Annotated in this window: 9 protein-coding genes; 8 read left to right on the forward strand and 1 reads right to left on the reverse strand. The window is 64.2% G+C overall.

The window, feature by feature from the left end; all coding sequences use genetic code 11:
* The first annotated feature begins 36 nt into the window (after window positions 1–36).
* Entirely contained in the window at window positions 37–2106 is a 2070-nt protein-coding gene (locus AC1DN9_RS27910; protein ID WP_478105359.1) for a glycoside hydrolase family 28 protein, read from the forward strand.
* Between the two features lie 103 nt (window positions 2107–2209).
* A complete protein-coding gene (locus tag AC1DN9_RS27915) occupies window positions 2210–4447 on the forward strand; it encodes a glycoside hydrolase family 28 protein (protein ID WP_478105361.1) in 2238 nt (745 codons plus the stop codon).
* A gap of 104 nt (window positions 4448–4551) precedes the next feature.
* On the opposite strand, the gene AC1DN9_RS27920 is transcribed toward AC1DN9_RS27915, so the two are convergent.
* Window positions 4552–5403, reverse strand: coding sequence for a FadR/GntR family transcriptional regulator (locus tag AC1DN9_RS27920; RefSeq protein WP_478105363.1), 852 nt, complete (start codon window positions 5401–5403; stop codon window positions 4552–4554).
* Between the two features lie 163 nt (window positions 5404–5566).
* Between AC1DN9_RS27920 and AC1DN9_RS27925 the strand changes: the two genes are divergently transcribed.
* The 6 genes from AC1DN9_RS27925 to garD all read left to right on the forward strand — a co-directional run.
* Window positions 5567–6400 carry an NAD-dependent epimerase/dehydratase family protein gene (locus AC1DN9_RS27925; RefSeq protein WP_478105365.1) on the forward strand — a complete coding sequence of 278 codons (834 nt, stop codon included), beginning with the start codon at window positions 5567–5569 and terminating at the stop codon, window positions 6398–6400.
* Window positions 6401–6481: 81 nt separating this feature from the next.
* Window positions 6482–7468 carry a TRAP transporter substrate-binding protein gene (locus tag AC1DN9_RS27930; protein WP_478105367.1) on the forward strand — a complete coding sequence of 329 codons (987 nt, stop codon included), beginning with the start codon at window positions 6482–6484 and terminating at the stop codon, window positions 7466–7468.
* Between the two features lie 10 nt (window positions 7469–7478).
* Window positions 7479–7973, forward strand: a complete 495-nt coding sequence (locus AC1DN9_RS27935; protein WP_478105369.1) for a TRAP transporter small permease — start codon at window positions 7479–7481, stop codon at window positions 7971–7973.
* Window positions 7964–9316 (forward strand): TRAP transporter large permease, encoded by a 1353-nt coding sequence (locus tag AC1DN9_RS27940; RefSeq protein WP_478105371.1) that lies wholly within the window; start codon window positions 7964–7966, stop codon window positions 9314–9316. Before AC1DN9_RS27935 ends, AC1DN9_RS27940 begins: the two co-directional genes overlap by 10 nt.
* Before the next feature lie 2 nt (window positions 9317–9318).
* Complete coding sequence (locus AC1DN9_RS27945) at window positions 9319–10329, forward strand: lactonase family protein (protein ID WP_478105373.1); 1011 nt, start codon at window positions 9319–9321, stop codon at window positions 10327–10329.
* 12 nt (window positions 10330–10341) lie between these two features.
* The coding region (gene garD, locus AC1DN9_RS27950) for a galactarate dehydratase (RefSeq protein ID WP_478105375.1) at window positions 10342–11675 on the forward strand (1334 nt) is incomplete at its 3' end.

Here is an 11675-nt window from a genome sequence, read left to right on the forward strand (position 1 = left end):
CACCACCTCGCATCACCACGAAACGACAGGAGATCCATGAAAAAGCTTCGCACTGAATTGACGGAATCGATCGCGCCGCCGTCCACGCCACAAGGCATGCGATCGCCCGGACGACGGGCGTTCATCGCAATGGCCAGCGCGTCGGCCGGCGCCACGTTGCTGAGCGCCTGCGGCGGCGGTGGCAACGGCACGGGATTCTTCCCGCCCGCATCGGGATCAACTCCGACGGGCACCACCACCCCGCCGACGAATCCGGCGCCGGTCGAGCCGCCAGCCGATCCGATCTGGGGGCCAGCCGGCCTCGGCACGCAGATCATCGACTCGCTCAAGGGCGTCAACCAATCGATGTTCGCCAGCCGCGACTTCCCGGTCACCGACTACGGCGCGCAGCCGTGCAGCACGGTGCCGGCGCCCAGCCCCTACACCGACCCGACCAAGTCGCTGCCCAGCGTCGGCGCCGACACGACGCACGCGCCGAGTTCTTTCGATTCGCGACCGGCCTTCCTGGCCGCCATTGCGGCGTGCAACGCCGCCGGCGGTGGCCGCGTCGTCGTTCCATCGGGGACGTGGTATTGCGCCGGCCCGATCGTGCTGAAGAGCAATGTCAACTTCCACCTGAGCCAGAACTGCACGATCTACTTCAGCCCCGATCCGGCCGACTATGCCAAGGACGGTCCGATCGATTGCGGTACCAACGGAAAGCTGTTCTACGGCCGCTGGCAGGCAAACGATTGCCTGAACTTCGGCGCACCCATCTACGCGCGAAACGAGAAGAACATCGCCGTCACCGGCGAAGGCGACACGTCCGTCTTCAACGGGCAGGCCATGACGCCCTTCACAGGCACAGGCAACACCAGCACCTGCTGGTGGACTTTCAAGGGCACCAGCGGCGCCTATGGCTTTGTCAATGCCACCACGACCCCATCGCAGGCCAGCAACAACACCCTCAACGTCGACCTCCGCACCGCGGCGCCGGGCATTTCCGATGCGCTCTACACCCTGCTGACCAATCCGGTCACACCATGGCAGCAAGACCAGAACTACCTTCCGGCGCTGTCGGAAGCCGGTGTGCCGATCGAGCAGCGGATCTTCGGCAAGGGCCACTACCTGCGGCCGTGCATGGTCGAATTCCTGGGCTGCACCAACGTGCTGATGGAGGGCTACCAGACGCAGAACACGCCTTTCTGGCAGCACAAGCCCACCGACTGCACGAACGTGGTGATCCGCAAGGTCACCGTCAACAGCATCGGCCCCAACAACGACGGCTTCGATCCCGATGCCTGCGACAACGTGCTGTGCGAGGACGTCGTGTTCAACACCGGCGACGACTGCATCGCGATCAAGTCGGGCAAGAACCTCGACAACGAATACGGCTCCGCGAAGAACCACGTCATCCAGAACTGCACCATGAACAGCGGCCACGGCGGCATCACGCTGGGCAGCGAAATGGGCGGCGGCGTCGAGAAGATCTATTGCCGCAATCTCGCCATGCTCAATGAGTTCTGGGCCACGAACTCGCTCAACATCGCGATCCGGATCAAGACCAACATGAACCGGGGCGGCTTCGTCAAGGACTTCTATGTGGACGGCGTGACGCTCCCCAACGGCGTCAGTCTCACTGGCGCGGGTTACGGCAGCAGCCTGCTGCCGGGAAGCCCCATCAACGGCAATGTCCCCATCGGGGTGAGCACACCGGCGAACAGCAACCCCTCGGCCTCGCAGGGCGGGATCATCACTTTCGACTGCGACTACCAGCCGTCGAAGGATGCCATCCGCACGCGTCCGGCATTGCTGCAGAACATCAACATCTCCAACGTCGTCGCGAAGAACGTGACGCTGGCCGGCAGCACCGGTTCATGCTTCCAGGCCATCGTGGCACAGGGCCCGGTGGCCTTCGACTACAACGGCCCCGCTCCGGCACCTGCCGTGCCTGCCATCCAGGGGGTGAGCATCGTCGACTGCGATTTCGGCAGCCCCATGGCGGCGGGTCCTGCGAGTGCCACCGTGCCGGGTCCGATCTACGCCTACAACGTGCACGACATCACGCTCACGAACACGTTGATTGCAGGCAAGGCCTACAACACGACCGTCACCGACCCGCGTTGAGACAAAGCGTTCCGTCCCCGCTGGTCAGTGCCGGGAAGCGCCGCGTCGATTCGACGCGGACCGCCGAACGCGCTCAGGCCGGCCTTCTTCAAAAGGTAGCCCCATGACATTGCAAAAATCAAAGACGGCCGCCCTGCAGCCGATCACACGTTGGATGCTGCCGCTCGCAGCGGCGGCCGTGCTTGCGGCCTGCGGCGGAGGCGGCAGCAGCGGCGGTGCATTCTTGCCGTCCGCGAGCAGCCCCGCGACCACGCCCACGGCCGCTCAATCCGTCGACTCGTCGCAAACGGCGAATCCGACCAAGCCCAAGGTCTTCCAGGTCGGCACCACGACCTTCGACGCCGACCTGCCCGCCGAACCGACCCTGCCGACCGACGCGCAGGTCTGCGCCACGCTGGAAGCGAGCAACACGCTCGTCCGTCGTCCGGACGGCGCCCTGCCGCCGGAGGCCGACCCGTCCACCCCGGGCGTGGCTGTTGCCGTCAACGTCGCCACGGCCAATCCTGACCAGGCACGCATCCAGGCCGCCCTCGATGCCTGTGGCGCCGCAGTCAATACAGCTGTCGGCGCTTCCATCCTGGCGGCCGACGCCACGGCAACCGCCGACCAGAAGACCGCCGCGCTGCCGAACATCAATATCTCTGGCGCATCGGGTGAAGAACTCGCCAAGCCCCAGTACAAGGCACCCCAGTTCGCCGTCCGCCTGGTCGCCAACAAGAGCGGCCCCGGCAATGGCTTCATCTCGGGACCGCTGACGCTGCCCTCGGGCGTGACGCTGTGGATCGACAAGGGCGCCACCTTGTACGCGACGCGCGACGTCATGGCCTACATGCCCAAGAACGCAACGACCGGCTTGCCTACCACCTATTGCGCGAACACCGCGGTCAGCGCAACGAAGGCGGGCAGTTCGGGCAACTGCCTCCCGCTGATCGGCGGCGACTACACGGTCAACTCGGCCGTCGTCGGCGAAGGCAGCATCGACAGCCGCGCCTATGCGGAGATCGTGACATCCAACCCGCTCTATCCGATGATGAAGGTCGACCTGAGCTGCTCCAACACCTACGTCAACTTCGCTGCCGGCACCAAGGCGGCCGACGGCACCCCCTGCGACAACGGCGGGACCGTTGTCGATTCGAAGTCGTCGACCCGCAACATGACCTGGTGGGACCTGGCCTACCTTGGCAACATGGTGCAGAACGGCACCACGGGTTTCGGTTCGCAGTCGAACTTCCGGATGATGGTGTTCAACTACGCGAAGAACCTGACGCTCTACAAGGTCAGCCTGAACAACAGCGCCAACTTCCACGTGGTGCCGAGCGGCGTGGACGGCCTGACGATCTGGGGCGTCAAGGTGCAGACGCCGACGCTGGCGGCCTTCGCCAACCCAGCGGGCAACGGCAATCCGCTGTACACGGGCCAGACCTTCAACGCAGACAACGTCAAGAACACCGATGCCTTCGATCCGGGCTCGGCATCGAGCGCCAAGTCGAACGCCCTGACGACGGGAAGCACGACCGCATCGGCCAGCAAGATGTCCTTCGACGGTTACCTGAAGAACTTCGTCTTTGCCTACAACTACGTCAGCACCGGGGATGACGACATCGCCCTCAAGGGCAGCAACAACCCCAACGCGGTGGGCTTCGGCATCGACGGCAACCGCGGCAAGCGCAGTGATCGCGCCTACGGCATCGTCATCGCGCACAACCACATCTACTGGGGCCACGGCATCTCGATCGGCAGCGAGACCAACGCGGGCGTGACCAACGTCCAGGTCTACGACAACTCGTTCGTGAATTCGGAAGAAGGGCTGCGCATCAAGTCCGACTACGCACGCGGCGGCGAGGTGAGCAACATCTCGTACAAGAACATCTGTATCCAGAATGCGCAGAATGCCCTGCTGTTCACGCCCTACTACAGCACCAAGGCGCTTCCGGCCGGCGGCCCGAAGGTGCCGAACTTCCACGACATCGAGTTGAGCAATGTGCGCATCCTCGGCGAAGGGAATGTCAAGCTGCAAGGCTTTGCCGCGAACACCGGCGGCTACTTCACGCCGACCACCGCCTATCCGACAGGCTACCTGCCCGCCTACCCGCTGGTCATGACGATGAAGGATGTGGTTGCGGACACGCCGTCGCAGATCGCGGTGACCGCATCGGACGCCAACCTGACGCTGGACGGCGTCAACCTGCCGATCTTCGCGTCGACCGCCAACCGGATCGTGCTCAACGGTGAAGCCACGGAAAAGGTCAAGCCGGATCAGGTGCTCGACTGCAGCCAGGCCTTTGTCGATTTCCCGGCCATCGGCGCATCGAATCCGTTCGGAACCCACTGGGCACCCTGAGCGCGAACGCCCCATGACAATGGCCGACCGGTATTCGCCGGTCGGCCATTTGCGCATCAGGTTGTCATACAACTTGGCAAGAACTTGTCTTGCCGTGTCGGAATTCAGAGGGGGGCCGGGCTCTCCGCTTGCGCGCCTTCTGCACCGCTCTTCGCGGCCTCCTGGGCGATGCGCAGGCGCTCTCGGCTATTGGTCAGGTGGATGCGCATGGCCGCGCGTGCAGAGTCGGGGTCCTGGCGGGCAATCGCCGCGTAGATCTCCTCGTGCTCCCGATTGACGCGGCTCAGGTATTCCCCGCCCTGCTCATGCTTGCGGATGGCGTTGATGCGGGTTCGCGGGATGATCGCGGTCCCCAGGTGCGCCATGATGTCCGCGAAGTACGGGTTGCCCGTCGCCTGCGCGATCTGCAGATGAAAGCGGAAGTCAGCCGGGACGGTGTTGCCCGCCTGCGCCATGTTGGTTTGAAATTCGTCGAGCGCCTCGCGCATCGCGAGCAGTTGCTCATCCGTGCGACGTGTCGCTGCCAGGCCGGCAGATTCCGTCTCGAGACTGATGCGGAATTCGAGCACCGCCAGGACGTCCACCGAAGTCGCGACGTCGCCCGGCTCAAGGCGGAACATCCCGCCCGCACGGGGCTGCAGCACGAAGGTGCCGACGCCGTGATGGGTCTCGACCAAGCCGGCCGCCTGCAATTTCGACAACGCCTCTCGGACCACGGTGCGACTGACGCCGAAGGCCTGCATGATTTCGGACTCTGTCGGAAGCTTGTCGCCCGGACGCAGCGCGCCGTCGCGAATCTTCACCGTGAGGTCTTCAACCAGCGTGTGCGCCAAGCCGCGGGATCGCTGCCGTGGTCGCCCCACGAAGGCGTCACCGGGCAAGACAGTGCCCGCACTGCCGACCGATGTGACAGGCGAAGCCTGAACCAAGGGATTACCCGGAGTCAACGGTTGCATGGCACGATCATAATCCGATTGCGTTGTACGACAACATATAAGTTACATCTCCTCAAACTCATGATCATTGCGCAATTCGACAACCGGCGCTACCCGTGCAGGTCTCGTTCACCGCGCAATCGTTCCCGATTTCAATTCACGCAAATCCGCTGAGGACGCTTCCATGCAAACGAATTCCGGCCCTGAATCCAGGCCCTCACCCAAACTCGGTCGCCTGTTGCTGACCGGCGCCGCCGGCGGTCTGGGCAAAGTGCTGCGCGAGCGGCTTCGCCCCTACGCCGACGTACTGCGCTTGTCTGACGTCGCTACGCTCGCAACCGCGCAAGGTTCCTTCGAGGAAACCGTCCCCTGCAACCTGGCAGACAAGGCCGCCGTCGATGCGCTCGTCGCCGGCTGCGACGCCATCGTTCACCTGGGCGGCGTCTCGGTCGAGCGGCCTTTCGAGGAGATCCTCGAAGCCAACATCAAGGGTGTCTTCCACATCTACGAGGCAGCGCGCAAGCACGGCGTGAAGCGCGTCGTTTTCGCCAGTTCCAACCACGTGATCGGCTTCTACAAGCAGACCGAGCACCTCGACACGCACGCACTGCGCCGGCCCGACGGCTACTACGGCCTGTCGAAGTCCTTCGGCGAGGACGTGGCGCAGTTCTACTTCGACCGCTGGGCCATCGAGACCGTGAGCATCCGCATCGGCTCCTCGTTCCCGGAACCCGCCAATCGCCGAATGATGAGCACCTGGCTCAGCTACGGTGACCTCACCAACCTGATCGAGAAGTCGCTCTTCACGCCTGACGTGGGGCACCTCGTCGTCTACGGCGTGTCGGCCAACCGTGACGTGTGGTGGGACAACAGCGCTGCAGCCGCAAGGCTCGGCTTCGTGCCGAAGGACAGCTCCGAGGTGTTCCGCGACAAGGTCGAGGCGCAGCCTCCGGTCGCGCCCACCGATCCGAACGCCATCTACCAGGGCGGCGGCTTCACCGCCCAGGGACCCTTTTGATTTCGAGTAAGTAAGTCAGTAAGCCAGAAACCCGCAAGTTCGCATTTTTTCCAGCCCTTGATCACAAACAGAGGAAGAGACATGAAGACTCCAAACCGCAAGCTTCTCAGCGTCATCGCCACCGCCGTTCTTTCGCTCGCCGCCGTGCACGCGCAGGCACGCGATTTCCGTTCCGCGGAAGTCCACGCGAAGGATTTCCCGACCAACATGGCGGTCAAGTACATGAGCGACCAGCTGTCGGCAGCAACCGACGGCAAGGACAAGATCAAGATCTTTGCCGACAGCTCGCTGGGCTCCGAGAAGGACACGGTTGAACAGGTCAAGATCGGCGCGCTCGACATGGTGCGCGTCAGCAGCGCCTCGTTCCACGGCATCGTGCCCGAGTCGGTCATTCCGTCGCTGCCCTTCCTGTTCCGCGACATCGACCATTTCCGCAAGGTGATGTACGGCCCGACCGGCGACAAGATCCTCGCCGCCTTCGACAAAGCCGGATTCGTCGGCCTCGCCTTCTACGAAAGCGGGGCGCGCTCCGTGTATGCCAAGAAGCCGATCAAGAACGTGGCCGACATGAAGGGCGTGAAGATTCGCGTGCAACCTTCCGACCTGATGGTGAGCCTGGTGAGCGCAACCGGCGCATCGCCGACGCCGATGCCGATCGCCGAGGTCTACACCGGCCTCAAGACCGGCCTGGTGGATGCCGCCGAGAACAACTACCCGTCGTACGAAGAGGCCAAGCACTTCGAGGCCGCTCCCGTGTACTCCGAAACCATGCACGTGATGACGCCCGAAGTGCTGGTGTTCTCCAAGAAGATCTGGGACACCCTGCCGAAGGAAGAGCAAGCCCAGATCCGCAAGGCCGCCAAGGAATCCATCCCCTACTACGTGAAGCTCTGGGAACCGCGTGAGAAGGACGCCAAGGCAGCAGTCATCAAGGGCGGCGCAAAGATCGTCCCGGCATCCGAGATCGACCGCAAGGGGTTTGTCGCGGTCGAGAAGCCTGTCTGGGACAAGTTCGCCACCACGCCCGAGCTGAAGGCGCTGGTACAGGAAATCGTCGACACCAAGTGACGTTTCCGCGATGACCTTGCTAACCCAACTGAACGCGAGGCTGTCGCGCTGGGCGATGTACTTCGCGTGCATCTGCCTGGTGGGCCTGCTGAGCGTGGTCGTCTACGGCGTGGTGCTTCGCTACGCCTTCAATGACGCACCCGCTTATGTAGAACAAGTGGCACTGCTGCTGGTGGTCTCGGTCGCCATGTTCGGCGCTTCCGCAGGAGTGCGGGACGCCGGGCACATCGGCCTGGATTCGCTGGTGAAGGCCCTGCCCCCCAAGGGGCAGTTCTGGTGCAAGGTCGTCGTCTACGTCCTGACCATCGCCTTCGCCGTTGCCCTGTTCTTCGGCGGCGTGGAAATGGCTGTGTCCACACGTGACACCACCATTCCCACGCTCGGCATGTCCGAAGCGGTTCGCTACTTGCCGGTTCTCGCCGCAGGCGTGCTCATCACGCTGTTCTCCCTCGAGCACCTCGTTTCCCAATTTTCCGGCCACGAGGTCGTCCCATCATGGCATTGACGCTGCTGTCTCTCGGTTTCCTGGTCTTCCTGGTCCTCGGGATGCCCGTCGCCTTCGCGATCGGGTTGAGCTGCCTCCTGACCTTTGCCTACGAGGGCCTGCCCTTCGAGACGGCGATCCAGATGATGGTCTCGGGCATGAACGTGTTCTCGTTCCTGGCCATCCCCTTCTTCATCTTCTCGGGCGAGCTGATGCTGCACGGCGGCATCGCGGACAAGATCGTCGCCTTCGCGCGCAGTCTCGTCGGCCACTGGAAGGGTGGTCTCGGCCTGGCCAACGTGGTGGCGTCGACGCTGTTCGGCGGCGTCTCGGGCTCGCCGGTCGCCGACACCTCGGCCATGGGCGGCGTGCTGATCCCGGTCATGAAGAAAGAGGGCTACAGCGCTGCCTACGCGGTCAACGTCACCACGCACGCATCGCTCTCGGGCGCGCTGATGCCGACGTCGCACAACATGATCATCTACGCCTTCGCAGCGCAAGCCGCGGTGGGCGAGATCGCCGGGCACGTCATCAAGGGCGTGTCGATCGGCGACCTGATGTTCGCGGGCCTGATCCCGGTCTTCTGGATCATGGTCTGCATGCTGGTCGCAGCCTACTGGCAAGCCGCCAAGTACGGCTATCCGAAGCGTGCAGACGGCAGCACGATGGTCGAGCGCTTTCCGGGCTGGGGCACCGTGGTGCGCACCTTCATCGCGGCGATTCCGGGGCTGATGGTGATCTTCATCATCCTGTTCTGCGTGATGGAGGGCATCACCACGGCCACCGAGGCTGCGGCGATCGCAGTGACCTATTCGCTGATCCTGACCGTCATCGTCTATCGCACGATGACGAGGCAGAAGCTGCTCAAGTCGCTGGCCAAGGCCTCGAAGACGACGGGCGTGATCCTGCTGCTGATCGGCGTGTCGAACATGCTGCGCTACCAGATGGCGTACCTGGAGATCCCCGACACGATCGAAGCCGCGCTGCTGGCTGCGACCACGACGCCGTGGATCATGCTGCTGTACATTAACATCATCCAGATCTTCCTGGGTGTGTTCCTGGACATGGCCGCGCACATCCTGATCACCACGCCGCTGTTCTTGCCGCTGGCCATCCAGATGGGCGTGGGCCCGGTGCAGTTCGGGATGATGCTGCTGCTCAACTGCGCGCTGGGCCTCGTGCACCCGCCGGTGGGCACCGTGCAGTTCATCGGTTGCGCCATCGGGAAGATCTCCATCGGGGAGGCCACCAAGACAGCGTGGCCCTACTACCTGGCGATCTTCATCGCGATCACGCTGGTCACGTATGTGCCTTCGTTCTCGACCTGGCTGCCGGCGATCATCAACGGCCACCCGGTGTTCTGACGATGTTCTGCGTCTACGTTTCCAACGCCGAGAGCGGCGACATCAGCGTGCTGCACCTGGACCCGCGCCAACGGGCGCTCGTTCCGGTGCAGAACGTGCCGGTCGGCGGGGAGGTGATGCCGCTCGCATTGAGCCCCGATCGCCGCCGCCTCTATGCGGCGCGGCGATCGGAACCTCGCGAGGCATTGAGCTTCGCGATCGATCCCAAGAGTGGCCGGCTCACGTCGCTCGGCGCCGCGGCGCTGCCGCACAGCATGGCGTACATCACGACCGATCGCGAAGGCCGCTATCTGTTCAGCGCCTCTTACGGCGGCAACCAGATAGCCGTCAACGCCATCGACGCGAACGGCGTCGTGCAGGCGACGCAGCAAGTGCTGCCGACCGGCCCGAACGCGCATGCGATCCAGGCTGATCCGTCGAACCGCTTCGTCTTCGCGAGCACGCTGGGCGCCGGCGTCGTCGTGCAGCTTCGCTTCGATGCAGCCACCGGTCAACTGACCCCCAACACACCGCCGACGCTGCAACCGCATGCGTCGGCCAGCCCCCGCCATTTCGTCTTCAGCGGCGACTCGCGCTTCGTCTACCTGCTCAACGAGCTTGATGCAGCCATCGACGTTCTCGCGTTCGATTCGGCCACCGGCACGCTGCGCACGCTGCAGACCATCAGTTCATTGCCGCCCGGCTTCAGCGGTGACCCGTGGGCGTCCGACCTGCACCTCACGCCCGACGGCCGCTTTCTCTACAGCAGCGAACGACGCTCCGACACGATCGCCGCCTTCAAGGTCGACGCCGCGAGCGGTGCGCTCACGCTCATCGGCCACGTGCCGACCGAATCGCAGCCGCGCGGCTTCAACATCACGCCCGACGGCCGCTTTCTGATCGCAGCCGGCCAGCGTTCGCACCAACTGCGCCTGTACGAGATCGACACGCAGGCCGGCTCGCTGCAAGCCCTCGCCGAATATCCCGCCGGCCGCGGACCCAACTGGGTCGAGAGCATCATGCTCGACAGTTGATCGAGAACCTACATGTCATCCACGACCGATCGTCCACCGCTCTACATCACCATGCACGATCGCGACAACGTCGCGATCGTGGCCAATGACGGCGGCTTGCCCGCCGGCACCGTTTTCCCTTCCGGACTGACACTGCGCGAGAAGGTCCCTCAGGCGCACAAGGTCGCGCTGGTGGACATCCCCGAAGGCGGCGAAGTCCGTCGCTATAACGTCACCATCGGGTATGCGCTGAAGGACATCGCCGCCGGCAGTTGGGTGCACGAGCGACTGCTCAAGATGCCCGCGGCGCGCGAACTCGAAGGCTTGCCGATCGCCACCATCAAGCCCCCTGAGATGCCGCCGCTGGAGGGCTACACCTTCGAAGGCTTTCGCAATCCGGACGGTTCGGTCGGCTCGCGCAACATTCTCGCGATCACGCAGACCGTGCAGTGCGTGGCGGGCGTCACCGAGTTCGCGGTGCAACGCATCAAGGCCGAACTGCTGCCGAAGTTTCCGAATGTCGACGACGTCGTGGCGCTGGAGCACACCTACGGCTGCGGCGTCGCCATCGACGCGCCCGATGCCATCATTCCGATCCGCACGCTGCGCAACATCAGCCTCAACCCGAACTTCGGCGGCGAGGTGATGGTCGTGAGCCTGGGTTGCGAGAAGCTGCAGCCCGAGCGGCTGATGCCGCCGGGCACCATCCCGCTGATCGACGAACGCAACGTGGCCGATGTCGGCGACAGTGCAGACAGCAAGCTGGATGTGGTCTGCCTGCAGGACGATGCGCACGTCGGGTTCATGTCGATGATCGATTCGATCATGCGGCAGGCCGAAGAGCATCTCGAGCGCCTGAACGCCCGTCGCCGCGAGACCGTGCCGGCCAGCGAACTGGTGGTCGGCGTGCAGTGCGGCGGCAGCGATGCCTTCTCCGGCGTCACCGCCAATCCGGCCGTCGGCTTCTGCACYGACCTACTCGTGCGCGCAGGCGCCACCGTGATGTTCTCGGAAGTCACCGAGGTGCGCGACGGCATCGACCAGCTCACCTCGCGCGCCACCACGCCCGAAGTGGCCGACGCCATGATCCGCGAGATGGCCTGGTACGACGCCTACCTGGACAAGGGCCGCGTGGACCGCAGCGCCAACACCACGCCGGGCAACAAGAAGGGCGGCCTGTCCAACATCGTCGAGAAGGCGATGGGCTCGATCGTGAAGTCGGGCAGCGCGCCGATCTCGGGCGTGATCTCGCCGGGCGAGAAGGTGCGCCAGAAGGGCCTGATCTACGCGGCGACGCCGGCCAGCGATTTCATCTGCGGCACGCTGCAATTGGCAGCGGGCATCAACCTGCATGTGTTCACGACCGG

The organism is Variovorax sp. 05L425, from assembly GCF_056397705.1.

What these genes read in the sequence shown, in the direction of transcription:
- AC1DN9_RS27910 (WP_478105359.1), top strand. Translation starts at nt 37, where the DNA reads ATGAAAAAGCTTCGCACTGAATTGACGGAATCGATCGCGCCGCCGTCC.
- AC1DN9_RS27915 (WP_478105361.1), top strand. Translation starts at nt 2,210, where the DNA reads ATGACATTGCAAAAATCAAAGACGGCCGCCCTGCAGCCGATCACACGT.
- AC1DN9_RS27920 (WP_478105363.1), bottom strand. Translation starts at nt 5,403, where the DNA reads ATGCAACCGTTGACTCCGGGTAATCCCTTGGTTCAGGCTTCGCCTGTC.
- AC1DN9_RS27925 (WP_478105365.1), top strand. Translation starts at nt 5,567, where the DNA reads ATGCAAACGAATTCCGGCCCTGAATCCAGGCCCTCACCCAAACTCGGT.
- AC1DN9_RS27930 (WP_478105367.1), top strand. Translation starts at nt 6,482, where the DNA reads ATGAAGACTCCAAACCGCAAGCTTCTCAGCGTCATCGCCACCGCCGTT.
- AC1DN9_RS27935 (WP_478105369.1), top strand. Translation starts at nt 7,479, where the DNA reads ATGACCTTGCTAACCCAACTGAACGCGAGGCTGTCGCGCTGGGCGATG.
- AC1DN9_RS27940 (WP_478105371.1), top strand. Translation starts at nt 7,964, where the DNA reads ATGGCATTGACGCTGCTGTCTCTCGGTTTCCTGGTCTTCCTGGTCCTC.
- AC1DN9_RS27945 (WP_478105373.1), top strand. Translation starts at nt 9,319, where the DNA reads ATGTTCTGCGTCTACGTTTCCAACGCCGAGAGCGGCGACATCAGCGTG.